This is a genomic window from Amycolatopsis orientalis (genome assembly GCF_000943515.2).
GTDB lineage: Bacteria > Actinomycetota > Actinomycetes > Mycobacteriales > Pseudonocardiaceae > Amycolatopsis > Amycolatopsis orientalis.
This window is the reverse complement of record NZ_CP016174.1, coordinates 1,760,854-1,785,373: the sequence shown is the minus strand read 5'-3', so window position 1 is coordinate 1,785,373 and position 24,520 is coordinate 1,760,854. Positions and strand designations below refer to the sequence as shown.

Annotated in this window: 24 protein-coding genes and 2 tRNA genes; 12 read left to right on the top strand and 14 right to left on the bottom strand. The window is 69.0% G+C overall.

Annotation, left to right across the window (positions count from 1 at the left end):
- Nucleotides 1-16: 16 nt before the first annotated feature.
- Nucleotides 17-982, bottom strand: coding sequence for a methylmalonyl Co-A mutase-associated GTPase MeaB (meaB, locus tag SD37_RS08595; protein ID WP_044852599.1), 966 nt, complete (start codon nt 980-982; stop codon nt 17-19).
- A gap of 4 nt (nt 983-986) precedes the next feature.
- The gene (locus SD37_RS08590) at nt 987-2,168 is read right to left on the bottom strand and encodes an acetyl-CoA C-acetyltransferase (RefSeq protein WP_044852598.1); all 1,182 of its coding nucleotides are present in this window, start codon (nt 2,166-2,168) and stop codon (nt 987-989) included.
- Between the two features lie 132 nt (nt 2,169-2,300).
- Between SD37_RS08590 and mce the strand changes: the two genes are divergently transcribed.
- The gene (mce, locus tag SD37_RS08585) at nt 2,301-2,750 is read left to right on the top strand and encodes a methylmalonyl-CoA epimerase (RefSeq protein ID WP_044852597.1); all 450 of its coding nucleotides are present in this window, start codon (nt 2,301-2,303) and stop codon (nt 2,748-2,750) included.
- Here the strand turns inward: mce and SD37_RS08580 are convergent.
- Together SD37_RS08580 and SD37_RS08575 are read right to left on the bottom strand one after the other, a co-directional pair.
- Complete coding sequence (locus SD37_RS08580; protein ID WP_044852596.1) at nt 2,744-3,307, bottom strand: TetR/AcrR family transcriptional regulator; 564 nt, start codon at nt 3,305-3,307, stop codon at nt 2,744-2,746. The genes mce and SD37_RS08580 overlap by 7 nt on opposite strands.
- 16 nt (nt 3,308-3,323) lie before the next feature.
- Nucleotides 3,324-3,692: an SPW repeat protein gene (locus SD37_RS08575; RefSeq protein ID WP_044852595.1), complete on the bottom strand. Its 369-nt coding sequence runs from the start codon at nt 3,690-3,692 to the stop codon at nt 3,324-3,326.
- 203 nt (nt 3,693-3,895) lie between these two features.
- On the opposite strand from SD37_RS08575, the gene ccrA reads away from it, so the two are divergent.
- The 4 genes from ccrA (at nt 3,896) to SD37_RS08555 (ending at nt 8,160) form a co-directional block, all read left to right on the top strand.
- Nucleotides 3,896-5,236 (top strand): crotonyl-CoA carboxylase/reductase, encoded by a 1,341-nt coding sequence (ccrA, locus tag SD37_RS08570; RefSeq protein WP_037304616.1) that lies wholly within the window; start codon nt 3,896-3,898, stop codon nt 5,234-5,236.
- A 76-nt stretch (nt 5,237-5,312) separates the two neighbouring features.
- Nucleotides 5,313-6,449, top strand: coding sequence for a coiled-coil domain-containing protein (locus SD37_RS08565; protein WP_418189805.1), 1,137 nt, complete (start codon nt 5,313-5,315; stop codon nt 6,447-6,449).
- A 104-nt stretch (nt 6,450-6,553) separates the two neighbouring features.
- On the top strand, nt 6,554-7,003 hold the full coding sequence (locus SD37_RS08560) for a universal stress protein (RefSeq protein ID WP_037304609.1): 450 nt from the start codon (nt 6,554-6,556) through the stop codon (nt 7,001-7,003).
- The gene (locus tag SD37_RS08555) at nt 7,003-8,160 is read left to right on the top strand and encodes an adenylate/guanylate cyclase domain-containing protein (protein WP_044852593.1); all 1,158 of its coding nucleotides are present in this window, start codon (nt 7,003-7,005) and stop codon (nt 8,158-8,160) included. The genes SD37_RS08560 and SD37_RS08555 overlap by 1 nt, the downstream gene beginning before the upstream one ends.
- A 43-nt stretch (nt 8,161-8,203) precedes the next feature.
- Here the strand turns inward: SD37_RS08555 and SD37_RS08550 are convergent, their stop codons facing one another.
- Genes SD37_RS08550 through SD37_RS08540 form a run of 3 tightly spaced genes read right to left on the bottom strand, consistent with a single transcriptional unit; the run spans nt 8,204 to nt 11,173 of the window.
- Nucleotides 8,204-9,436 (bottom strand): aldehyde dehydrogenase family protein, encoded by a 1,233-nt coding sequence (locus tag SD37_RS08550; protein ID WP_044852592.1) that lies wholly within the window; start codon nt 9,434-9,436, stop codon nt 8,204-8,206.
- 52 nt (nt 9,437-9,488) lie between these two features.
- Nucleotides 9,489-10,202 (bottom strand): M50 family metallopeptidase, encoded by a 714-nt coding sequence (locus SD37_RS08545; RefSeq protein WP_044852591.1) that lies wholly within the window; start codon nt 10,200-10,202, stop codon nt 9,489-9,491.
- Between the two features lie 35 nt (nt 10,203-10,237).
- Nucleotides 10,238-11,173: a DNA-3-methyladenine glycosylase family protein gene (locus SD37_RS08540; protein ID WP_044852590.1), complete on the bottom strand. Its 936-nt coding sequence runs from the start codon at nt 11,171-11,173 to the stop codon at nt 10,238-10,240.
- Between the two features lie 139 nt (nt 11,174-11,312).
- Between SD37_RS08540 and SD37_RS08535 the strand changes: the two genes are divergently transcribed.
- The 3 genes from SD37_RS08535 to SD37_RS08525 all read left to right on the top strand — a co-directional run bounded on the left by SD37_RS08535 (nt 11,313) and on the right by SD37_RS08525 (nt 14,419).
- Nucleotides 11,313-12,083, top strand: coding sequence for a class I SAM-dependent methyltransferase (locus SD37_RS08535; RefSeq protein ID WP_044852589.1), 771 nt, complete (start codon nt 11,313-11,315; stop codon nt 12,081-12,083).
- The gene (locus SD37_RS08530) at nt 12,080-13,408 is read left to right on the top strand and encodes a M20 family metallopeptidase (RefSeq protein WP_044852588.1); all 1,329 of its coding nucleotides are present in this window, start codon (nt 12,080-12,082) and stop codon (nt 13,406-13,408) included. Before SD37_RS08535 ends, SD37_RS08530 begins: the two co-directional genes overlap by 4 nt.
- 69 nt (nt 13,409-13,477) lie before the next feature.
- Nucleotides 13,478-14,419, top strand: coding sequence for a S1C family serine protease (locus tag SD37_RS08525; RefSeq protein WP_044852587.1), 942 nt, complete (start codon nt 13,478-13,480; stop codon nt 14,417-14,419).
- A 100-nt stretch (nt 14,420-14,519) separates the two neighbouring features.
- Here the strand turns inward: SD37_RS08525 and SD37_RS08520 are convergent, their stop codons facing one another.
- Together SD37_RS08520 and SD37_RS08515 are read right to left on the bottom strand one after the other, a co-directional pair.
- Nucleotides 14,520-14,897, bottom strand: a complete 378-nt coding sequence (locus tag SD37_RS08520) for a DUF3224 domain-containing protein (RefSeq protein ID WP_044852586.1) — start codon at nt 14,895-14,897, stop codon at nt 14,520-14,522.
- 47 nt (nt 14,898-14,944) lie between these two features.
- Entirely contained in the window at nt 14,945-16,471 is a 1,527-nt protein-coding gene (locus SD37_RS08515; RefSeq protein ID WP_044852585.1) for a helicase HerA-like domain-containing protein, read from the bottom strand.
- Nucleotides 16,472-16,583: 112 nt separating this feature from the next.
- On the opposite strand from SD37_RS08515, the gene orn reads away from it, so the two are divergent.
- Both orn and SD37_RS08505 read left to right on the top strand, forming a co-directional pair.
- Nucleotides 16,584-17,186, top strand: coding sequence for an oligoribonuclease (gene orn / locus SD37_RS08510; protein ID WP_083254901.1), 603 nt, complete (start codon nt 16,584-16,586; stop codon nt 17,184-17,186).
- 84 nt (nt 17,187-17,270) lie between these two features.
- A tRNA-His gene (locus SD37_RS08505) sits at nt 17,271-17,346 on the top strand.
- A gap of 225 nt (nt 17,347-17,571) precedes the next feature.
- Here SD37_RS08505 and SD37_RS08500 read toward each other — a convergent pair.
- Entirely contained in the window at nt 17,572-18,792 is a 1,221-nt protein-coding gene (locus tag SD37_RS08500; protein WP_201788873.1) for a L,D-transpeptidase, read from the bottom strand.
- 206 nt (nt 18,793-18,998) lie between these two features.
- Here SD37_RS08500 and SD37_RS08495 point away from each other — a divergent pair.
- Nucleotides 18,999-19,071 (top strand) — tRNA-Lys (locus tag SD37_RS08495).
- A gap of 228 nt (nt 19,072-19,299) precedes the next feature.
- On the opposite strand, the gene SD37_RS08490 is transcribed toward SD37_RS08495, so the two are convergent.
- The 3 genes from SD37_RS08490 to SD37_RS08480 form a co-directional block, all read right to left on the bottom strand.
- Nucleotides 19,300-19,761 carry a hypothetical protein gene (locus SD37_RS08490; RefSeq protein WP_044852582.1) on the bottom strand — a complete coding sequence of 154 codons (462 nt, stop codon included), beginning with the start codon at nt 19,759-19,761 and terminating at the stop codon, nt 19,300-19,302.
- A 127-nt stretch (nt 19,762-19,888) separates the two neighbouring features.
- Nucleotides 19,889-21,307, bottom strand: coding sequence for an amino acid permease (locus SD37_RS08485; protein WP_044852581.1), 1,419 nt, complete (start codon nt 21,305-21,307; stop codon nt 19,889-19,891).
- A gap of 57 nt (nt 21,308-21,364) precedes the next feature.
- Nucleotides 21,365-22,369, bottom strand: coding sequence for a glycosyltransferase (locus SD37_RS08480; protein WP_044852580.1), 1,005 nt, complete (start codon nt 22,367-22,369; stop codon nt 21,365-21,367).
- Nucleotides 22,370-22,498: 129 nt separating this feature from the next.
- Here SD37_RS08480 and SD37_RS08475 point away from each other — a divergent pair, with 129 nt between their 5' ends.
- Nucleotides 22,499-22,978, top strand: coding sequence for a hypothetical protein (locus SD37_RS08475; protein WP_044852579.1), 480 nt, complete (start codon nt 22,499-22,501; stop codon nt 22,976-22,978).
- 82 nt (nt 22,979-23,060) lie between these two features.
- Here the strand turns inward: SD37_RS08475 and SD37_RS08470 are convergent, their stop codons facing one another.
- A complete protein-coding gene (locus SD37_RS08470) occupies nt 23,061-24,518 on the bottom strand; it encodes a trypsin-like serine protease (RefSeq protein ID WP_044852578.1) in 1,458 nt (485 codons plus the stop codon).
- Between the last annotated feature and the right edge of the window lie 2 nt (nt 24,519-24,520).

Sequence of the window (24,520 nt, the reverse complement as noted above, 5' to 3'; positions counted from 1 at the left end):
GAACCGTCATCACCACTCACGAGCGGAGTTCGGCTATCAGTTCGTCGGCCGCCGCGAACGGATCGATCTTCCGCGCGACGACGCGTTCGGCAAGTTCGGCGAGCCGGTCGCCGGAGCGCAGGTCGACGATCTCCGCGCGCAGCCGCTGGACGGCGATCGCCTCGACCTCGTCCCGCGCCCGCGCCGCGCGCCGCCGGGGCAGTTCTTCCCGCTGGACCAGCCAATCGTGGTGGTCCGCCAGCGCGCGGACGACGTCGTCGACGCCTTCACCGCGTGAGGCCACCGTTCGCACGATCGGCTGACGCCAGCTCGGGCCGCGGATCTCCCGGCGCACCAACGAGATCATCTGCTTGAGGTCGTGCACGGTCGCGTCGGCGCCCTCGCGGTCGGCCTTGTTGACCACGAACACGTCCGCGATCTCCAGCACCCCGGCCTTCGCGGCCTGGATACCGTCGCCCATCCCGGGCGCGAGCAGGACCAGCGTGGTGTCGGCCAGTTTCACGACGTCCACTTCGGACTGGCCGACGCCGACGGTCTCGATCAGCACGACGTCGAAACCGGCCGCGTCGAGCACGCGGACCGCCTGCGGGGTCGCCCACGACAGTCCGCCGAGATGCCCGCGGGTGGCCATCGACCGGATGAACACGCCGGGATCGGTGGCGTGTTCGGTCATCCGGATCCGGTCGCCGAGCAGCGCCCCGCCGGAGAACGGCGACGACGGGTCGATCGCCAGCACCCCGACCCGCAGGCCCTGCGCCCGCAAAGCCGTGAGCAGCGCGGACGTCGATGTCGACTTGCCGACACCGGGTGGACCGGTCAGGCCGATGACACGCGCGTTGCCCGTATGCGGAGACAACTTGGCCGCGACCTCGGGCAACTGTGGATGGGCGTCCTCGACCAGCGACAGCAACCGGGCGATCGCGCGGGGGACGCCGTCCCGCGCGCGACCGACCAGTTCGTCGATATCCAGCTGTACCGGCAAAGGCTTACGGGACGCGGAGCAGGAGCGCGTCACCCTGGCCGCCGCCACCGCAGAGCGCGGCGGCACCGAGGCCACCGCCACGACGGCGGAGTTCGTGGATCAGGTGCACGGCCAGCCGCGCGCCGGAAGCGCCGATCGGGTGCCCGAGCGCGATGGCACCGCCGTCGACGTTGACCCTGTTCACGTCGACGCCGAGCTTGTCGGCCGACACCAGGCCGACGGCGGCGAACGCCTCGTTGATCTCGATCAGGTCGAGCGCGTCCGCGGTCAGCTTCCCCTTGGCCAGCGCGGCCAGGATCGCGTTCGACGGCTGCTCGTGGAGGCTGGCGTCCGGGCCGGAGACCACGCCGTGCGCGCCGATCTCGGCGAGCGCGGTCAGGCCCAGTTCCTCGGCCTTGGCCTTGCTGGCCACGACGACCGCGGCGGCGCCGTCGGAGATCTGCGACGCCGAACCCGCGGTGATGGTGCCGTCGGAGGCGAACGCCGGGCGCAGCTTCGCGAGGCTTTCCACGGTGGTGTCGGCGCGGACGCCTTCGTCCTTGGAGAAGACGACCGGGTCGCCCTTGCGCTGCGGGATCGACACCGGCGCGATCTCGGCGTCGAAGCGGCCGGCCTCGATGGCGGCGGCGGCACGCTGGTGCGAGCGCGCGGAGAACTCGTCCTGCTGCTCACGGGTGATTCCGTAGCGGCTGTTGTACTTCTCCGTCGACGCGCCCATCGCGACCTGGTCGAAGGCGCAGAACAGGCCGTCGTAGGCCATGTGGTCGACCAGCGTGGTGTCGCCGTATTTGAAGCCCGCGCGGGACTTCGGCAGCAGATGCGGCGCCTGGGTCATCGATTCCTGTCCGCCCGCGACGATCAGGTCGAACTCGCCCGCGCGGATGAGCTGGTCGGCGAGCGCGATGGCGTCGAGACCGGAGAGGCAGACCTTGTTGATGGTCAGCGCCGGGACGGTCATCGGGATACCGCCGGCGACCGCGGCCTGACGGGCCGGGATCTGGCCCGCGCCCGCGGTGAGCACCTGGCCCATGATCGTGTACTGGACGGCGTCCGGCGAGACACCGGCCTGTTCGAGTGCCGCCTTGATCGCGAATCCGCCCAGTTGCGCACCCGAGAAATCCTTCAAGGAACCGAGCAATCGCCCGATCGGTGTACGGGCGGCACCCAGGATCACGGAACCGGACACGGCGTCCTCCAAGCATCGGCGCAAGGGCAATAGGCGGTCTTCGAGACCATACCCGCGTCACGGCCTTCTTGATGGAGCCAGTGTGAGGCGGCGCACGCCGGTCCGCCCGCCCGCGCCTCTATCCTGCTCTGCATGAACCAGGCGCTGAAACCGTTCGTGACCGCCATCGACCACGTGGGCATCGCGGTACCCGACCTCGACGCGGCGATCGCCTTCCACACCGAGCATTTCGGCCTGGAGGTGGCGCACGAGGAGGTCAACGAGGAGCAGGGCGTCCGCGAGGCGATGCTGCGCGCGCCGGGCACCGCCGGGACCGAGACCGCCATCCAGCTCCTCGCCCCGCTGCGCGAGGACTCGGCGATCGGCAAGTTCCTCGCGAAGAGCGGCCCCGGCCTGCAGCAGCTGGCCTATCGAGTGTCCGATGTGGACGCCGCCGCGGCGGCGCTGCGCGCTCAGGGACTCCGGCTGCTCTACGCCGAGGCCAAACGCGGCACCTCCAACAGCCGGGTGAACTTCGTCCACCCCAAGGACGCCGGTGGGGTGCTGGTGGAGCTGGTCGAACCGGCCGACGGCGGTCACTGACCGCGCGTCAGCGCCTCGGCGATGAAGAGGACCTCGCGATCGATCTCGGCGGGGTCCCCGTCCTCGCTGTGCCGTGCCGTCGCGTGCCGGTGACTGACCGCCCTCGCGAGCAGCCCCGACGCCGAGTCGATGTCGGCGACCGGGAGTTCGCCGCCGGTCGCGGCGACGATCACCGCCTTCACCTGGCGGACCAGTTGCTGGAACCGTTCGGCCAGCGCGTCGCGGACCGCGCGATGGGTGTCAGCCTCGCGCCACAACAGGTGTGACAGCGCCAAGGAGCGGTTGAACCGCCTGTCGAGTTCCCTGACGAGGCCGCGGAGGCTGCCCGCGAGGTCGCCGGGGACGACCACGACGGCCGGTTCGATCCGGGCGTCGGGCAGTTCCGCGACCAGGGCGGCCAGTAGATCCGACTTGCGCCGGAAGTAGTAGTGCACCAGCCCTTTGGGCACACCGGCCCGTTCCGCGATCCGCGACGTGGGGGTCGCGTCGAAACCGGATTCGGCGAAAAGCGCCTCCGCGGCTCGCAGGATGCGCTGTTTCGCCGAATCCTCTTTCACGCCGTCTCCTCCTGGGTCAGTGCTGTCCCGCCGTCTTGTGCGTCGCCTGGGCGATCGGCATCGCCGCCGCCCCGGCCACCACGGTCAGGACGCCACCGATCCAGGCGGTCCAGGACGCGCCCATGAGGTCGGAGTAGCCCATCACCCATGGCGAAATGAACAGCAGCGCGCCCAGCACGATCTGGATGCCTTCGCCGTAGACCATGCCAGGCATCGCGAGCGACGCGAGGCCGTCGAGGGCGACCAGCGCGCCGAGGACGACGAGCGTCCACATGGCGGTGTTGTCCGTGGTCATCCAGAGGGGTGAAAGCGCGACGACGACACCGATGACCACCTCCGCCCAGTCATGGGGACGGGTCCAGGGGCGCGTCGTGGGTTCATTCATGCGTGCTCACCTCCGAGAATCGACGAAACCTGCAGGTCGGAGAGATCTCCAAGGTCGATGGTCCGCTTGGTTGGCCGGCCGGTCAAGAGCGGTCGATAACACTTCGGGATGTGGACGTGCTCCACGTCTCGTACAGTTGTGGACTTGGTTACCGGTGAGTAATTTGTGCCGCTAACGCCGTCCCCCTTTTCGCGGAGGTACCGATGTCGCAGCTCGGCGAGATCCAGCAGGCCATTCTGAACGATGACCTCGGCGCCGTGGCGTCGCTCGACGTGCCGGAGACCTACCGAGGCGTGACCGTCCACAAGGACGAGGCCGACATGTTCCAGGGCCTCGAAAGCCGCGACAAGGATCCGCGCAAGTCGCTGCACGTGGACGAGGTCCCGACGCCGGAACTCGGCCCCGGCGAGGCGCTGGTCGCGGTCATGGCGAGCGCGATCAACTACAACACCGTCTGGACCTCGATCTTCGAGCCGGTTTCGACCTTCAAGTTCCTGGAGCGCTACGGACGGCTTTCGCCGTTGTCGAAGCGCCATGACCTGCCCTATCACGTCGTCGGCTCGGACCTGTCCGGCGTCGTGCTGCGCACCGGACCCGGTGTGCACAACTGGAAGCCGGGCGACGAGGTCGTCGCGCACTGCCTCAACGTGGAACTCGAAGGCCCGGACGGGCACAACGACACGATGCTCGACACCGAGCAGCGGATCTGGGGCTTCGAGACGAACTTCGGCGGGCTCGCCGAGATCGCGCTGGTCAAGGCGAACCAGCTGATGCCGAAGCCGGGCCACCTCACCTGGGAGGAGGCCGCCTCCCCCGGTCTGGTGAACTCCACGGCCTACCGCCAGCTCGTCTCGCGCAACGGCGCCGACATGAAGCAGGGCGACGTCGTGCTGATCTGGGGCGCCTCGGGCGGCCTCGGTTCCTACGCGACGCAGTACGCGCTCAACGGCGGCGCGATCCCGGTGTGCGTGGTCTCCAGCCCGGAGAAGGCGGAGATCTGCCGCAAGCTGGGCGCGGAGCTGATCATCGACCGCAACGCCGAGGGCTACAAGTTCTGGAAGGACGAGCACAACCAGGACCCGAAGGAGTGGCAGCGGTTCGGCAAGAAGATCCGCGAGCTGACCGGCGGCGAGGACCCGGACATCGTCTTCGAGCACCCGGGCCGGGAGACCTTCGGCGCGTCGGTCTACGCCGCGCGCAAGGGCGGCACGATCGTCACGTGCGCGTCGACGTCGGGCTACATGCACCAGTACGACAACCGCTATTTGTGGATGAACCTGAAGCGGATCATCGGCAGCCACTTCGCCAACTACCGCGAATCGTGGGAGGCGAACCGGCTGATCGCGAAAGGTCTGATCCACCCGACGCTGTCGAAGACGTACTCGCTCGAAGAGACCGGCCAGGCCGCGCTGGACGTGCACCGCAACGCCCATCAGGGCAAGGTCGGCGTGCTCGCCCTTGCGCCGGAAGAAGGTTTGGGCGTCCGCAACCACGAATTGCGCGAGAAGCACCTCGACGGGATCAACGCGTTCAGGAACGTTTAGCGCGCCAGAACGCACTTTCGCCGCGTTGGAGTGGGTGCTCACCCTTCCGTGACTCCAGCTCGACTACGGTAGAAGGATGAGCCTTGGCGAGGAACGGGAGCTAGTGCCGCTGGGAGCCGGCTTCGACGTGGCGAAGCGCGGTTACAGCCGTGCACAGGTCGACGAACATCTCGAGCGGCTGGACGCCGATCTGAAGATGCTCACCGCCGATCGCGATGCCGCCATCGCACAGGCGGGTGACCTGGCACGGCAGCTGGAGATCGCGCGCGGCGAGATCGCGGACCTGCGCGGCCAGGTCGACAGGCTGGCCCAGCCGCCGACGAGTGTCGAAGGTCTTTCCGAGCGCCTGCAGCGCATGCTGCGGCTCGCGCAGGACGAGGCCGCCGACACCAAGGCGCGTGCCGAGGCCGAAGCCGGCCACATCCGCGCGAAGGCGGAGACCGACGCGAGCGCCATGCGCGCCCGCTACGAGCAGCTGCTCAACGAGCTCGATCTCCGCCGCAAGGAGATGGAGGCCGAGCACCGCGGCGTGCTCGAGAAGGCCCGCGCCGAGGCCAAGGAGATCACCGACAAGGCGAAGGCCGAGCGTGACAAGCTCGACGCCGAGTCGCAGCAGCGCCGCACCCAGGTCGAAGAGGACTTCGAGATCGCGATGGCGTCGCGGCGTACCGAAGCCATGCACGCGCTGGCCGAGCAGGAGGCCGCGAGCAAGGCCGAGGCCGCCCGCCGCGTCCGCGAGGCCACCGAGGACGCCGCCGCCATCCGAGCGAAGGTGCTCGAAGAGGAGACGGCAGCGAAGGCCGACATCGAACGTCGCCAGCGCGAGTCCGTCGCCGACGCCAACAAGCGCAAGCAGGACTCGATCACCGAGGCCAACGCGCGGCTCGCCGAAGCGGCCGACGAGGCCCGCCGCCGCGTCCGGCAGGCCACCGAGGAGTCCAACCGGCGGATCACCCAGGCCACCGAACGGGTCGAAGCTCTCCGCAAGGTGCGCTCCAGCCTGGCCGAGCAGGTCCGCACCGCGCGGACCGCGCTCGCCGAGGCGACGCACGTGCTCGGCGACGAACCGCATATCCCGGCGGATCTGAAAGCGAAGCCGTCCCCCGACTCCGAGGCCACCGTGCAGCTGCGGACGGCCGATGTGCCGAAGGCCACGTCCGGCGCGAAGCCTTCACCTCGACCTGCGGCAGCGCAGAAACCGACTGGCGAGTAACCTTCTCACCCGACCGTGCTCACGACGGCCTGCGGGCCGGTCGCCGAGCGGTTATCGTCGCTGCTCGCACGCAGGTGCGGCAGACAGATCGGTGGAGGTTGCGGATGGCTGCATATCGGACCGTGGTCGTGGGCACGGACGGATCGGATTCCTCGTTCGCCGCGGTCGACCGGGCGGCGAGCGTCGCCGGGGACTCCGGAGCGACCTTGGTCATCGTGTGCGCCTACTACCCCGCCAACAAGGGTGACGTGGAGAAGGCGCAGGACGTCCTCGGTGACGAGGCCTACCAGGTCGTGGGCTCGGCACCGGCCGAGGACACCCTGCTCTCCGCCCGCGACCGGGCCGCCAAGGCCGGCGCGAAGGCCATCGATACCGCCGCTGTCGTCGGCGACCCCGTCGACGCGCTGCGCAAGGTCGTCTCCGACCGCTCCGCGGACCTGCTGGTGGTCGGCAACCGCGGGCTGAACACGCTCGCGGGCCGCATCCTGGGTTCCGTGCCGTCCGAGGTCGCCCGGAAGTCGGGTGTGGACGTGCTCATCGTCCACACCACCTAATGACCGATTCCGGCGAGCCCGACGCGCTTCAGCAGCGTCTCGAACGGATCCTGCTCGGCGGCCGACGCAAGTACACCCGGCTCGAAGTCGCCGAGAAGGCGGGCGTTCCCGAAGAGCGTTCTCGGCGGCTTTGGCGCGCGCTGGGCTTCGCGACCGTCGATGACGACGAGGTCGTCTTCACCGACGCGGACATCGAGGCGATCCGCACCGCCGACCAGCTGATGAACTCGGGCCTGATCGAGCCCGGCATCGAGCTGGCGGTGACGCGCGCGCTGGGCCAGCACCTTTCGCGGCTCGCGGAGTGGCAAGTCCACATGCTGTGGTCGATGATCACCGAGAACAAGGACATCGGCACCAGCGAACGTCAGATCGCGCGGCTCGTCGACAGGCTGCTGCCCGAGCTGGAAAAGGTGCAGAACTTCGTCTGGCGGCGGCACCTCGCGGCCTACGCGGGACGGGCGTTCGCCTTCCCCGACGAAGACCTCGAAGCCAGGACCGAGGTCGTCGGTTTCGTCGACATGGTCGGCTACACCCGGCTGACCAGGCAAATCGGCGAAGACGAGCTGAGCGCCGTCCTCGACCGGTTCGAATCCGTCGCCACCGAGGTGGTCGCCGAACACCACGGCCGGATCGTGAAGATGATCGGTGACGAGGTGCTGTTCGTCGCCGATTCCGCCTTCGACGGCGCCGAGATCGCCCTGACGCTGTCCGAACGCGCCGAGGCCGACGAGACCCTGCCCGGTGTGCGGGCCGGCATGGCGTCGGGCCGGATCCTCAGCCGGTTCGGCGACGTCTACGGCTCGGTCGTGAACCTCGCCGCCCGCCTCACCTCGACCGCGCGGCCGGGCACCATCCTGATCGACAAGGAGCTGGCCACCGAGCTTTCGGGGGTCGAGGAGTACGAGGTGCGGGCCCGGCGACCGGTGTCGGTGCGGGGCTACAACCGGCTGCGGCCTTCGTCCCTGCGGCGAGCGCGGGAGCGACCTTCCGGCATGTTCGCCTCCTCGCAGCAGCTCGCCGCGGAGATGCTGGGACTGGTGCCCGGCATCCCTCCCGCTCCGGACGCCTCGGCCACGCCCGAGCCCGAGAGCGTCGAGGACGCCACGGCGGACTCGTCACCGCCTCGGCCGCGCCCCAAGCGACGCCGACGGCGCTGACGCCCTCGCGCCGGCCCTCGCGTTAGTCCTCTGAATGCGGAGGTCAGGCGGGAAGCACGGCGTATTGCCGCACGTAGAGGTCGGTGTAGGTGACCGGGCCGCGCGGGCCGGGGACCTTGTCCAGGTTGATGCCGGTTTCGGGGACGGCCAGGAGCTTGAAGCCGTCGAGCAGCCGGGTCGGAGCGTTCCAGAAGACGCCGGTGCCGGTGTAGGCGTCGAAGAACGCGTCGGCGGCTTCGCGACTTTCGGTGGCGATGCCGGCGGCCAGTCCCGAAGTCCGCTCGTTGGCGATCTCCGCCGCTTCGGGCAGGTCCTCGACCTTGGCCACGGTGACGGTCGCCTCGCGGTCGGAGTCGAGGGCCCATTCGTAGCCGATGGCGTGCTCGTGCGGGGCGAGCGACGGCGTGACGCCCCGTTCGGCCAGCGCGCCGGAGATGGCGGGCCAGACGCGGTCGTGGGCACCCTCGTGGATCAGCAGCAGGTTCAGCCGGTTGCAGACACCGAGCCTGTCGAGGCTGTTGAAGACCAGGTCGCGCACCTTGTCGGTGTCGGCCGCTTCGTCGACGTACAGCACGCCCCCGCCATCGGCGTGGGCCAGTGTGCGGACGCCGTGGACGGCCGCCTCGGTGGCCAGCGCGCGGGTGCTGTCACCGCTGCCTCGCAGGATCACCAGCGGCACGAGCGCGGGGAAACGCACCAGCGCGGAAGCCGCTTCGCGCTCCGCGCGCGGCACGAGCTGGATGACGTCCGGGTCGATACCCGCTTCGACGAGCGCGGGGGCGATCACGGTCTCCCGCAGGCGCTGGGCCGAGCCGAGCGCGGCGGAGCCCGTGCGGAGAACGCCGCCGTTACGCGACTTCACCAGCTGCGAGGCGACGTCCACCGTGACGTTCGGGCGCGCCTCGTAGTTCGCGCCGATCACACCGACCGGACGGCGCCGTTCCACCAGTTTCAGCCCGCCGTCCAAAGTGGACACGTCGACGCACCGCTCCTGGTGCGGCGCACCCGCCAGGAGGCGGAGCTGTTCGGCCATGCCGGTCAGCCGCTCGGGGGTGATGGTGAGCCTGTCGAGCAGACCCGCGCTCATCCCGTCCTCGCGCGCCTTGGCGATGTCGGCCTGGTTCGCCTCCAGTACCGCTTCGGCGTGCTCGACCAGCTTGCCCGCCATGGCGTTCAGCGCGGCGTCGATCGCCTCGGCGGACGCGGCGGCCAGCGACGGCGCGGCCCGTTTCGCCGATCGAGCGCATTCCTCGACGGCCTTGGCGACCTCGTCCATCTGGTGACTCCTTCCGCGCGGAACGAGCCACCAGTCTGCCGTACCGCCCCGGTCAGGCGACGGTCGGCTCCAGCAGCCACAACCCGCCCGCGAAGAGGCAGCTCACCGTCAGCACGGCCATCACCAGCACCCACAGCACCGCGGGCATCCCGGTGAGCCTGCCGAGCTGATCGGCGTCGGAATCCCTCGCCGAGCCCCGGCGGCGCTTGATCTGCAGCTCGACCACCGGCCGGACACCGCCGAACAGCAGGAACCAGGTCAGCAGGTAGACGAAGATCGCCTGGAACCACGACGGCGCCACCAGCGCGACCAGGCCGAGCACCACCGAGCTGATGACCACCGCGAACACGCCGTAGGTGTTGCGCACCATCACCAGCACACCCAGCAGCATCAGGGCCATCACGATCAGCACGACGGTGATCAGATCCGACGACAGCAGCCCGGCGAACACCAGTCCGAGTACCGCGGCCGCCGGGTACCCGGCCAGCGCGGTGAACGCCATCCCCGGCCCCTCGGGTTTGCCCCGGGAGACGGTGACGCCGGAGGTGTCCGAATGCAGCTTGATGCCCTGCAGCCGCCTGCCGACCAGCACCGCCGCGAGCGCGTGGCCCGCCTCGTGGACGAGCGTGATCAGGTTGCGGGCGATCCGCCAAGGCCTGCCCGACAGCACCACGAGCAGCGCGAGACCACCGGTGACCAGGGTGATCGTGCCGGGCGGGGTGGACTGGGCGATGTCGGAAACCGTTTCGGCGGGAGACGAGCTCACCTCATCAGCTCACCACAAGCCGGATATGTCCCGTGTCAGGCGGTCATCGAACCCCCGATCTCGCGCATGCGAAACTCCCGGTCGTTGCGCAGCGCGAAGGCGACCCAGCTGCGGAACGGCCGCCACGCCATGGAGAGTTCTTCCAGCTCCTCGGTCTCCGCCCGCGGCAGGTCGTACGCGGTCCGGATGGCCTCCTGCACCCGCGGCTCGTCTCCGGGGAAGACGTCCGGATGCCCGGCTCCCCTGATGAGGATCAGCTGCGCCGAGAACGGGCCGATCCCCGGCAGTCGCTGCAGCCGGCGCAAGGCCTCCGGCACCGGCATGGCGCGCAGGTACGTGGCGTCGAGCAGACCGTCCTTGGCGGCGTTGGCCACCGCGCGCAGCCGCTCGGCCTTCGCCTCCGTCAGGCCCGGCCCGGCTTCCACCCCGGCGAGGACGTCCGGCGCCGGGAACGACCGGAGGATCCGCCCGCCGACGTCCACCGGCCTGCCGAGTTCCTCCGCGAGCCGCCGTTTCACCGCGGCCGCGTTCGGCATCCGGGTCCGGTGGCTCAGGATCGCCCAGCAGGCCGCTTCGTAGGGCGAGTGGAACAGGACGGGCCGCAGCCCGGGGAACTTCCGCTGAAGGCGGCCCACCACGGGATCCGTGGCGCCGATCTTGGCGAATCCGACGCCGTCGACGTCCACCGAGAGGATCCGCCGCACCTGGGCGCCGACCTCGACGGCGAGCGCTTCTTCGGCGAAGACCTCCACTTCGATCGAGCCGGGTGATCTCTGTCTGACGGCCGCGCCGACGTGTTCCCAGCCCGCTTCCACCGGGAAGGCGAGGCGCAGGGTGCCGGGTTCGGCGGCGGCGTCGGCGCGGCACGCCGGCCGGAAATCGGTCAGGAACCGGATGGACTTTTCGAGGTCGAACGGGCCGCGCACCGGGATGCGGAGCGTGGTCGTCTGCTGCAGGGTCGAGCCGGTCATTTCGGGCTCCTTCGGCTGGGAACGGCGACTCCCTCCGACGTTAGAGACGGCCACCGACAGTTTCGGGCCGCGGCGCCGGGGATGTCGCGAACGGGCCGGTCATGGCAGATTCTCGGCTGAGGACGTGAAGGGAGCAGCCATGCCTGACCAACGCGAACGTCTCTTGAGCCTGCTGCAGCCGGGCACCACACCCACCGGAGGACGGGACGGTTTTCTCGATCTGCTGGGCGAAATCCCTCAAGCGGGACCGCCGACCGGACTCGCGCAACGGCTGATGCGCACGTCCGCCGTCCCGATGATCTACGAGCGGTATTGGCGTCCGGCGCTGGGCAGGGTCGCGAAAGGACTGACCGGCCCGAGCATGGCGGGCGAGGTCCGCATCGCGATCGAAGCGCTCGGCCTGAGCCCCGGCAAGGTCGCGCTGGACGTCGCCTGCGGCACCGGCCGGTTCACCCGCGCGTTCGGCGAAGCGGTCGGCCCGGACGGGCTTTCGATCGGGCTCGACGGTTCGGTCACCATGCTGGAGAAGGCACTCGCCGCGCCCAATCCGGCTTCGGTGGCCTATCTGCGTGCCGACGCCGTCGATCTGCCCCTCGCGGATTCCACTGTGGACGCTGTCTGCTGCTTCGCCGCGTTGCACATGTTCGCCGACCCGGACGCGGCACTGGACTCGTTCACCCGCGTGCTGAAACCCGGTGGCGCGCTGGTGTTGCTGACCAGCGCCCGGCACAACGACCAGCCGATGCGGCTGGCGGACACCGTCCTCGGCAGCCTCAGCGGGCAACGGATGTTCGATCGCGGCGAAATAGCGGCGAAGCTGTCCCGGCGCGGATTCGATCGCGTGAAGGAGCGGTTCTCCGGTGTCACGCAGATCGTCTCGGGAGTGCTACCGGTTAACATCCGGCCATGATCCGCTCTGAGCACGCTTCGCCGATTCCCCCCGACGACGGCTATCTCCGTTCGCTGGTCGAAGCGACCGCCGACGCCGTCGCCGCGGCCGAGCCCCTCGGTTCCCCGCATGACGGCGCGGACGCCGCCACGCGGGACGCCGTCGGCGCCGAGATCCGCGCGCTGACGGCGGAACTGGTGGAGCTGAGCCAGGACCTGCACGCTCATCCCGAAGAGGGTTTCGCCGAGCACCGCTCGGTTCGCGCGCTCGGCGAGCTGCTCACCCGCCATGGCCACGAGGTGACGATCGGCGCGGGCGGCCTGGACACCGCCCTGGTCGCGACCACTCCCGGCAGCGGTCCGCATATCGCGGTCCTCTCCGAATACGACGCCCTTCCCGGACTCGGCCACGGCTGCGGGCACAACGTCATCTGCACCGCGGGCGCGGGCGGTTTCCTCGGCGCGGCGGCGGTCGCCGAACGACTGGGCGGCCGGGTCTCGCTGATCGGCACGCCGGCGGAGGAAGGCGGTGGCGGCAAGGAGACCCTGGCCCGCGCGGGTGTCTTCGACGACGTCGACGCCGTGCTCATGCTGCACCCCTTCAGCCACGACATCGCCATGCACCCGTTCCTCGGCAGGCGTCAGCTGGAAATGGTGTTCCACGGCGTCGGCGCGCACGCCTCGGCTCAGCCGTTCATGGGACGCAACGCGCTCGACGCCGCCGTCGCCGCGTACCAGGGCGTCGCGGCGCTTCGGCAGCATCTGCCCTCCAGCGACCGTGTCCACGGCGTCTTCACCGACGGTGGCGCGCGGCCGAACGTCGTCCCCGAACGCGCCGCCCTGATGTTCTACCTGCGGTCCGCTCGGCCGGAGACGCTGCGCGACCTCGCCGAGCGGGTTTCGGCGATCGCGCGCGGCGCGGCGGAGATGACCGGCTGCGGCGTCGAACTGCACTGGGACGCCCAGCCCGCGTATCTGCCGATCCGGTTTAACACCACGCTCGCCGGTCGCTGGTCGGTGCATCAGGTCGACGCGGGCCGCAAACCGCTGCCGCCGGGGATCGTGCCCGAATTCCTCACCGGCTCGACCGATCTCGGCAACCTTTCCTACCGGATGCCCGCGATCCACCCGATGATCGCCATCGCCGGACCGACGACCGCCTTGCACACCAAGGAGTTCGCGGCCGCGGCCGGTTCCCCGGACGGCGATCGCGCGGTCGTCGACGGTGCGCTGGGCCTGGCGCTGACCGCCGTCGACTACCTGGCCGACGCGGAACTCCGCGCGGCGGTGCACGAGGAGTTCGATGCCTCGGGCGGGGCATTGGACGTTCCGGCGTTCTTCGACTGAGGATTCTTCTCAGGAAAGCGCAGGGGGTTTCCACAGGCGGCTCACAAGTAGGGGCGCGAATCTGGTGCCATGACCGAGAACGAGAGTCGGCCCGGCCCCGCCTCCACCGGTGGGCACCAGCCGCCACAGCACCCCGGATACAGCACTCCTTGGCAGGCCGCGCCGAATCCGCTCTTCACCCCGGCTCCCGCGCCACGGAAGAAGGCGAGCCGCGTCGCCGTCCTCGTCAGCGCGACGGCACTCGGCGCCGCCCTCGTCGGCGGGATCGGTGGCGCGGCGATCGTCGGCCTCGGATCGACGCCGTCCGCGTCCGGTACCGGTACCTCCGCGGTCGCCAACGGGCAACCGGTCGGGAACACCACCTCGGGTGACGTCAGCGCTGTCGCCGCGAAGGTGACCCCGAGCGTCGTCCAGGTGAACGTGACCACCGGACAGGGCGAGGCCGTCGGATCCGGCGTCATCCTGACGGCGGACGGCCGCATCCTCACCAACGCCCACGTGGTCGCCGACGCCGAGGGCGACGTCACCATCACGCTTTCGAACGGCAAGCAGTACAAGGCGAGCGTGGTCGGCGCGGACACCAAGGCCGACATCGCGGTCTTGCAGGCGAAGGACGCGAGCGGGCTGACCCCCGCGTCGCTCGGCGACTCCAGCAAGCTCGTCACCGGCCAGCAGGTCGTCGCGATCGGTTCTCCCGGCGGGCTGCAGAACACCGTGACCACCGGGATCGTGAGCGCGCTGAACCGCAAGCTCGACGAGTTGAGCGGTGGCCAGGGCCGGCGTTCGCCCTACAGCCGGACCGCGAACGAGAACGGGCCGAGCTACACCGCGATCCAGACCGACGCCCCGATCAACCAGGGCAACTCGGGCGGGGCGCTGGTGGACGCGCAGGGAAACGTCATCGGCATCAACTCGGCGCTGTACAACCCGGCCTCGACCGGCAGCATCGGCATCGGTTTCGCGATCCCCATCAACGACGCGAAGAAGATCGTCGAGCAGATCGTCGGCTGACCCGGCCGTCTGGACCGCTTTCAGGGGGCGGCCCAGCCGGCACTGTCGTGAAGGCCTCCTTGCCTACCTTCAGGGTAGGGAAGGAGGCCTTCACGGACTTTCAGAGTTCGTAGGTGAGGGCGAAGGTGTGGTTGCCCTCGTCGTCCTGCGTGATCGTGGCGGTGCCGGTGATGCCGGACAGTTCGCCGTGCCCGGAGCCCGGCAAGACGATCAGGCGATGGCCGTCCTCACCCGCCGAGTGGTGCAGGACGAAGCCGCCCTTGCGGCCGTCGACGGACACGGCAAGCCGCTCGAAGGCGACGTACGCCCTCGACGTCCCGCTCACCGCCGTGAGCATCTCCACGGCGCTGGTGCCCTCGACCCCGCCGGTGAAGGTCTTGGTCAGCAGCACCCGTGAGAACTCGGTGTTCTCAGCCTTCTCGGTGGCTTGCGGGTCCCAGCCGTCCACGGTGAACGACGCTGTCGCGATGTTGGTCATGGCGCCCACCCTGCCGGAGATACCTGACAGAACCCGTCAGGTATTCCTCAGCGCCTCCGGTTCCCGAACAGCCCTCGCGTGATCTCCCGCCCGAGCGCGCTCGCCGCGGACCGGAGGAACGACTTCACCGCCGGGTTCTTCATGGCCTGTTCGACCATTCCCGGCGCTTCCTTCTCCGGTTTCGGAGCCGGAGGCGCTTCCGGCGGGGCCTCGTCGGCGGGCGGCACGGCCACCTTCGCGGCGAGCTTCTCGTACGCCGACTCGCGGTCGATCGTCTCGGAGTACTTCGCGTGCAGCTCCGAAGACGTCGTCGCCGCGGAGATCGCTTCGGCGCCGATGGACCCCATCTTCGAACGCGGCGCCCGCAGCCGCGTCCAAGCGACGGGCGTCGGCGCACCGCGTTCGGAAAGGACGGTGACGATCGCTTCGCCGATACCGAGCGACGTCAGGGCCGAGTCCAGCTCGTAGTGCTTCGTCTTCGGGTACGTCTTCACGGTCTTCGTCAGCGCCGCCTGATCCTCGGGCGTGAAGGCGCGCAACGCGTGCTGGATCCGCGCGCCCAGCTGCGACAGGACATTGTTCGGGATGTCCGTCGGAAGCTGCGTGCAGAAGAAGACGCCGACCCCCTTCGACCGGATCAGCTTCACGGTCTGCTCGATCCGCTCCAGGAACGCCTTCGACGCGTCGTTGAAGAGCAGATGTGCCTCGTCGAAGAAGAACACCAGCTTCGGCTTGTCGAGGTCGCCTTCCTCGGGCAGCTCCTCGAACAATTCGGCCAGCAGCCACATCAGGAACGTCGAGAACAGCGCGGGCTTCGACTGGAGGTTGTCCAGCTCCAGCAAGGTCACCATGGCCTTGCCGTCGACCTGGCGCATCAGGTCGTGGACGTCCAGCTCAGGCTCGCCGAAGAAGTCCTCCCCGCCCTGAGCCTCCAGATTGGACAGCGCCCGCAGGATCACCCCGGCCGTCGCGGCCGAGACTCCGCCGATGCCCTTCAAGTCCTCTTTGCCCTCGTCGCTGGTCAGGTGCGTGATGACCGAACGGAGGTCTTTCGTGTCCAGCAGCGCCAGGCCGCGCTGATCGGCCCAGTGGAAAATCAGGCCGAGCGTCGACTCCTGGGTCTCGTTGAGCCCCAGCACCTTCGACAGCAGGATCGGGCCGAAACTCGTGATCGTCGCCCGGATCGGCGAGCCCTTCCCGCCCGTGCCCAGCGACAGGAACTGCACGGGGAACGCGGCGGGCTCCCACTGGTCACCGAGTTCTTCGGCGCGCCGGGCGATCTTGTCGTTGCTCTCGCCCTCCGCGGCCAGGCCCGACAGGTCGCCCTTCACGTCCGCCAGCACCACCGGCACCCCGGCGGCCGACAACTGCTCGGCGACCAGCTGCAAGGTCTTCGTCTTCCCGGTACCTGTCGCGCCCGCGACCAGGCCGTGCCGGTTCAGCGTCGCCAGCGGCAGGCGGACCGCCGCCCCGGCGTCGGCCTTGCCGTCGATCACGACGGCACCGAGCTCGACCGCCGCCCCCTCGCTCACGTACCCCTGCGCGATCTCCTGGGCTGGACCCTGTTCGGCCACTGTCGCTCCCTGGTCTGTGATACGGCTCACCTGAGGATGCACACGCTGCCAGTAAGCGGCCCGACCCGCACGTCGCGCGCCCTGAATCCCCGGGTCGGGTTAGGGTTCCGGGGTGAACGACCGCCTAGTCTGGATCGACTGCGAGATGACGGGGCTCGACCTCGGCAAGGACGCGTTGATCGAAATAGCCGCGCTGGTGACCGACGCCGAGCTCAACGTCCTCGGCGAAGGCGTCGACATCGTCATCCACACCGACGACGAAACCCTCGACGGCATGCCGGAGGTCGTCCGCGAGATGCACGCGCGCTCCGGCCTCACCGAAGAGGTCCGGCGCTCCACGGTCACCCTGGAAGAGGCCGAACAGCGCGTCCTCGAGTACATCCGCGCCCACGTGCCCGAGGCCAACGTCGCCCCGCTCGCCGGCAACTCCATCGGCACCGACCGCGGCTTCATCACCCGCGACATGCCCTCCCTCGACGGCCACCTGCACTACCGCATGGTCGACGTGTCCTCCATCAAGGAACTCGTCCGGCGCTGGTACCCGCGGATCTACTACGCCAAGCCCGAGAAGGGCCTCGCGCACCGCGCGCTCGCCGACATCAAGGAATCCATCGGCGAGCTCGACTACTACCGCCGCGTCGCCTTCGTCCCGCAGCCCGGCCCGACCACCGAACAGGCCAAGGCCGCGGCCGCTGAAGTGCAGGAACGCCACTAACCGCAACCCGTTGCGGGCCCCGGAAACGGGCACGCTAATATAGTGCGGCCGAGGTGATGGGGAAGCTTCCCGAGCCCGGCGATGGTGGGCGTAGCTCAGCTGGTAGAGCACCTGGTTGTGGTCCAGGAGGTCGCGGGTTCGAAACCCGTCGCTCACCCCATCACCCCAGTCTGTTCGGGGCTCTTGCGAGCCCCTCCCAACAGGCTGGGGTTTCGCCTTTTTTTGGGGGCCGAGCCCCCAAGCCCCCGCCGGAGGGCTGCGCCCCCGGACCCCCATCACATCGGTGCCGTCAGTAGCCCAGGGGCGGGAGTGCGTCGTCCCCGAACGTCATGAGGGGTCCCCATAGGACGAAATTCGTCCTATGGGGACCCCCCATGACACCAGGTCAGTTCCGGTCGCCGCCGGTCTTCCAGTCGTCCCACGACATCTGCCACACCGACCAGCCGTCGGTCGGCTCCAGCACCTGCGGACCCGAGTTGGCGACCGTGATGATGTCGCCCTTCTTCGAGATGTCCATCAGCCACTTCGCGTTCTCGGTCGACAGGTTGATGCAGCCGTGGCTCACGTTCCGCTTGCCCTGCGAACCGACCGACCACGGCGCCGAGTGGTAGAAGATGCCGCTGTTCGACATCCGCACCGCGTACTTCACGAAGGTCCGGTAGCCCGCCTTGCTGTCCGTCGGGACGCCGTAGGTGCTCGAGTCCATCGTGTAGCCGGTGTGCTCGCTCATCACGGTGTAGGTCCCGGCCGGGGTGCTGCTCGACGGCTTGCCCATCGAGATCGGCATCTGCTTGACCTCTTGGTCGTTCACCACGACCTTCATCTGGTGCGTGCCACCGTCGGCGGTCGCGACCAGTTTGTCGCCGACGACCACCTTGGCGGGCTTGTCCTCACGGCCGAAGGTGTTGTTGCCGAGGTTCTTGCCGTAGATCGCCGCGTTGACCGAGATCTTGGTGCCCGGCTTGAAGTACTCCTTGGGCCGCCACATCACGGTCTTCTCGCCGAACCAGTGGAACGCGCCCTCGGTCTGCGGTTCGGTGACGATCTTCAGCGCCTTCTCGGTCGCCGCCTTGTCCGGCACATTGGCGGTGAAGGTGAAGATCAACGGCAGGCCGACACCGACCGTCTCGCCTTCGACCAGGTTGATCGAGACACCGATCTGGCGACCCGGCTTGGCCGTGGAGAACGTCGAGGTCGCGGTGACCGGTTTGCCGTCGGTCCCGGTCGCGGCCGCGGTGACGGTATAGGTCTTGCCGTAGCCGAGCGGCTCCGCCGACTCCCAGCCCGAACCGTCTTCCTTCGGCTTGCCCGCGACGACCTTGCCGTCGGCACCGGCGAGTTTGACCTCGCCCACCTTGCCGTCGGCGACGGCGACCGTGACCGGCTCACCGGGCGCCACGTCCGCCGCGCCCTGCGCCGGGGTCAGCGTCATCACGGCGGGCTTCGGGGCCGGAGCGGCCGCACTGCTCTGCTGCGAACCCCCGGGAGCGCCACCCGGCGACGGCGATTCACTCGACGGTGTACTACTGCACGCGGCGAGTGTGAACCCGGCCACCACAGCCACCACAGCCACCCGCGACCGCCCCGTCGCTCCCCAGACCCTCATGCACACCGCCCGTTTCGCGTGGTACCAACCCCAACGTCTGGCTATAGTCTGCCTGACCGGCCGCAACGCCTGCGGCCGGATGGCCGAATCCGTCCCCGCGACGCCCACGGCGGCCGAAGGGGACCCCCCTGAAACGGGCCCCAGCAACCCTGTGTTAATGTTTTCCACGTCGCCGAGGGGAACACCAAAGCGGCGGGAACAAGCAAGCGCCATTAGCTCAATTGGCAGAGCAGCTGGCTCTTAACCAGCGGGTTCGGGGTTCGAGTCCCTGATGGCGCACACTCAAGCCCCACGTTTTCGGATTCGATGACGTGGGGTTTTGTGCTATGTGGACGCATTCCCTCCACTTCCTTATTGTCCATTGTGGTCTGATCCGGTCGCTTCGGCCCGCGGCGAGGCGGCTTCAAGCAGGACCGTGGGGATCAGGCCGCATCATCGCGTCGATCGCGAGTGCGGCCGACCCGAGCCGGCGCGCGATTAGTCGGCGGCTGCGCTTCGTGCTTCGATCTAGTTCGACGGCGGCTGAGCCGACGGGTGACCAGGCTGGGTGTTGCCGGGTTGGGGGTTCGGGAAACCCTGCTGTGCGGCCATCGGATAGTTGACCGGCCCCGGGTACGGCGCGACGCCGGGTTGCCGAGACTGACGGCCACTCTTGAGGACCGCGATCGCGACCAGGAGCCAGGAGAGCAGCGCGGCGGCGTCCAGTGGGACGCCGACACCCAGGAAGATCAAGCGGATTTCGTCGGCGGTGAGCCGCTCGGACGCGGCCCAGGACGGCAGGTTCAACGCCACGAACTGCCAGATGATGCTTGCCACCGTGGCGACGAGCATGACGACGAAAGCGCCCACCATCAGGCCGGAGACTCCCTTGGCGCGTCCTCTGATCGAGAAGATCAGGCCGAGGATCCCCACCACGAGCAGCAACACCCGCGGAATCGCTTCGATGGTCGTGTACATCACGTCTGGCATGCCTTGCCTTTCAGGACTCTCCGCCGGGATCGAGCGCCCGGTCCACGCCATGGCGATCCTAGGCGTGACGACGCCCCGCGGGGGCGCGTTCGGTGCACATCGGCCGTGGGTCGTATTCGACGGCGGGTCAATCGGCGATGGCCTTCTCACCGTCCCCAGCGAGCCGGGACCGGCGCATGCTGTAACCGAAGTAGATGAGCAGGCCGAGCGCCATCCAGCCACCGAACACGATCCAGGTCGCGCCATCGAGGCTGAGCATCATGTAACCGCAGCACAGCACCCCGAGGATCGGCGTGACGGGAGAGAAAGGCACGCGGAACGAGCGCGGAGCCTCGGGCTGCCGCCTTCGCAGCAGCAGGACGGCGACGTTGACCAACCCGAAGGCGAACAGCGTGCCGATGCTGGTGGCGTCGGCCAGTTTCCCGAGCGGGATGAACGCGGCCAGCGCCGCGACGAAGCCGGAGACCACCAGGGTGTTGACCCGGGGAGTCCCGGTCTTGGGATCCACTTTGGACAGTGAAGCGGGGACGAGGCCGTCCCGGGACATCGAGTACAGGATGCGCGTCTGTCCGTAGAGGACGGTCAGCACGACACTGGAGATCGCCACGATGGCGCCGACGGCCAGCAGTCCGGCCCACAGCGGGTTGTCGGACACGGCACCGAGCACATGCGACAGCGCGGCCTCTTGGCCGTCGAACTCCTGCCACGGCAGCGCGCCCACGGCCGCCACGGCGACCAGGCAGTACAGCACGGTGACGATCGCGAGCGAGAGCAGGATCGCCCTCGGCAGATCCCGTTGCGGGTTCTTCGCCTCTTCGCCCGCGGTGGAGGCCGCGTCGAAACCGATGTAGGAGAAGAACAGTTTCGCGGCGCCGGCGCTCAGCCCGGCCAGGCCGAGCGGCAGGAACGGGGCGAAGTTCGCCGCCCGCACCGCGGAGAACGCGATCGCGCAGAACAGCACCAGCGTGCCGATCTTGATCACGACCATGATCGCGTTGGCCCGCGCGCTCTCCTTCGCGCCGGACAGCAACAGGACCATGGCGAGCAGGACGACGACGATGGCCGGGACGTTGACGATCCCGCCCGAGCCCGGTGGCTGGCTGAACGCGTCGGGAATGGCGAAACCGAACGCCAGCCGCAGCAACTCGTTGAGGTACTGCCCCCAGCCGACGGCCACCGACGCCACCGAGACGCCGTACTCGAGCACCAGGCACCAGCCACAGACCCAGGCGACCAGTTCGCCGAGCGTGGCGTAAGCGTAGGAGTAGGACGACCCGGACACCGGGATCATGCCGGCGAGTTCGGCGTAGGAGAGCGCGGAGAAGAGCGCGGTGATCCCGGCGAGCACGAACGACAGCACGACCGCGGGCCCCGCCACGGGTACCGCCTCGCCGAGCACGACGAAGATCCCGCTGCCCAGCGTCGCGCCGATGCTGAGCATGGTCAGCTGCCCGAGCCCGAGGGAACGCTTCAGCGTGCCGTGATCACTGTCGGCGATGAGATCGGCGACCGGTTTCCGCCGCACCGCCGCGGCTCGCAGAGTCATGCCGAGGACCGTATCCGCCGCGCTGAACCGGGCGGCCGCCAGGACCCCGGCGTGAGATCAGTTTCCGTGTTCGGCCCAGCTCGGCAGGTCGCGGGCGACCTCGGCGGGGGATGGCATCCGGGCGATCTCCTCGGCGATCGCGCGGGCCGCGTCGCGGTGGGCGGTGTTTCCGTAGTGTGGCAGTAACTTCTGGGCTTGGTCGGCGATGGCGTCCGCGGTGATTTCGGTGGGCAAGAGGCGTAGCGCGGCACCCGCGGCACTGAGGGCCTCGGCGTTGGCGAACTGGTCGGCTCCTTGAGGAAGGACGAGCTGAGGGGCGCCGACGGCGAGCGCTCCGAGGGTCGTGCCGCTGCCGCCGTGCTGCACGACCACGTCGACGTGCGGCAACAGGTCCGCCTGCGGTATCCACGCTCGCACCGTGACGTTGTCCGGCACCGGGCCGAGTTGTTCCGGGTGGATCCGGCCGGAGGCGAGCACGACGTGCGCGTCGAGCGCGGCCAAGCCATGGATGGCCGTGGTGAGCAGTTCCGGCGTGCCGAACGCGGTGCCGAGCGTCAGGTAGATCAACGGTCGCGAAGTGCGTCCGGAACGCCACGGGAGCGGCGCCGGTTCGGAATAGGCGATGGGGCGCAGTGCGATGCGCTCGGCCGTCGCGAGGAACTCCTTGTCCTGTAAGGACTGTGGGCAGATGTCGAGATGTGGCCGGGCGGGAACCGCCGGGCGCTGGAGTCCGATTCCCTCGGGGAACATGCGGCCGAAGCCGTGCCAGAGACCGGGAATCCCGGCGCGCTGCGCGGCGATGGCCGCCCCCGGCTGGCCCCATTCGTGGACGACGAGGTCGGGCCGTAGCCGCGCCAGTTCCGGTTCGAGATCCTCGGCGTAGATCTCGTAGAACGCATCCGCCGGGCGAAAGGGCCGGAGTCCGTTCCTGCGCAGGGGCACGTGGACGTGTTCACCGACGGCGAAGTGCACCTCGTGCCCGGCTTCCCTGGCGGCGATCGCGAGCGGGATCAGGGGGTAGGTATGGCCTGGCGACGCCAGGCTGGCGAAGAGCACGCGCATGACAGCGGACCACACTCCAGATGTTTTCGACAGATGTTCAGATCATCTGAATGATGATAGCCGGGTGCCGCGGGCACGGCCACACTGGACCGGTCGGACCCGGCTCATGCGCGAAGCGAGAATGAGGACATGGGTTACTGCCTGCACGCTGTCGTCGCCACCCATCCGCTCCTGAGCAAACTGGTCGTGGATATCGACGACGCACACATCGTGCCGCTCGGACAGCACCTTTCACTGATCCCCGTGACCGACGCGGTCTTCGATGCGGTCACCATCACCGACGCACCCCTGCCCACCGGATTCTGGAAGCTGCCCGCAGGGTTCGACCGCAAGCTGGCCGCTTGTTCGACGGACGGTCCCGTGGCCTACATCGAGGCCGAGTACTTCGGAGGGACAGGCTCGCAGAACGCCCAAGTGTGGGACGCCGGGCACGGTGCCCTCGGCCCGCTCCACCTCGCTGAGAACCAGCCGGCCTCACCTGACGGCAGCCCGATCTCCCAAGCGCTCCGACGCCTCGGGGTCGACAAGGGCGATCATTACGACGAGTTCGACGCGGTCAGGCTCAACCGGCATCGCGACACCGATGACTGGCTCGACCACCGCGGTTGATCACGGCCACTGGCCGAAACCAGCATCGTGCCGTGGAGCCCGTTACCGCTGGCCGGTAACGGGCTCCACGGATCAAGTCAGCTCATTGGACGGTGAGACTGTATTCGGTGGTCCCGGTTTTACCGGTGCTGTCGGTGGCGGTGATGGTGATCTTGTAGACGCCGGGCTGGAACGGCGCGGCGATGGACATGCGTGAAGTACCGCCCGGGGCCACAGTGGACGGCTGGAACATCGGGTTCATCGTCAGCCCGGTCGCGGTGAGTGTGCTGTTGCCCGTTCCCCCGGTGACGGTGACGGTCGCGTCGACGAACGAGCCGGATTTCACCGTTCCCGCGCCGGGTGAGACGGCGGGCTTGGGCCCGTCCGTGGTGCCGCCGTCGCCGACGGTCAGGGTGTAGTCGGCCGACTTGGTGCCGGACGCGCCTCTCGCGGTGACGGTGATCCGGTGCGTGCCTTTCGGAGTGCTCGCCGCGGTTTCCACGGTGAGTTTGGCGACGTCGCCGGAAGTGACGGACGAGCCGGGCTGGAACGTGGCCGTCGCGCCGTCGGGCAGGCCGGTGACGGACAGGTCGAGCTTTTCGGGTCCGGTGTCGCCCGCCTTGGTCACGACGGAGGTCGAGATGTACTTGCCGGGTTCGGTCTTGCCCGCCGCCGGACTGAGGGAGACGCCGAATTTCCCGTCCCCGGGCTGCGTGCCGCCGATCTCGCCGCGGGCCCAGTCGCCCATCTCGTTGGTGAGCCGGGCCATGATGCTGTAGCGGTCGCATCCGCCCGAGCCCCACGAGACGACGCCGACGATCACACCGTCCACGATGAAGGGCCCGCCGCTGTCGCCGGAGCAGGTCGCGGTGCGCCCGTCGTCGTAGCCGACGCACACCATGAGGTCGGGGTTCACCCGCACGTTGAACACCTGGCAGGTGTTCGCGTCGTTGACCGGCATCGTGGTCTTGTAGAGGACGCCGGATCCGCCGTTGGCCGAGGTCCGCCCATAGCCGACGGCGGTGCCCGACTTCCCCGGTGCGGTCAGCGCGGCATCACCCGATCCGGCCACCTTGGCCCACTGACTCTCCGGGACGGGCAGGTCGGTTTCGGTGGTGATCACCGCGACGTCGTAGCCGGTCTGCCAGGAGTTCGGGCCGGTGTAGCGGGGGTGCACTTTGTAGGAGGCGACGGGTGTGCGGAAGGTTTCGTCGCCTGGAGTGTTCAGGTCGTCGTCGCCGTAGAGGTAGCTTTTCGCACCGCCGACGTCGATCATGCAGTGCGCCGCGGTGACGATCTTGCGTTTGCCGACGACGGAAGCGGTGCAGGACTGGCCCTGTGGGCCGCCGCCACCCGCACGCAGACCCGCGATGATGTAAGGGTTTTCCCGCACGGTCGTCCGTTGTCCGTTGACCACCCGGGTGCCCATGTCCGGGGGCCGCAACTGGTCGGTGGGTGTCGCGGCGATGGCGGAGGGCCCGGCGTCCGCCGTGTCGATCGCGGGCAGGGTGATCACGGCCAGTGCCATGGCGAAGGCGATGACCAGACGTGCTGTTCTCATCG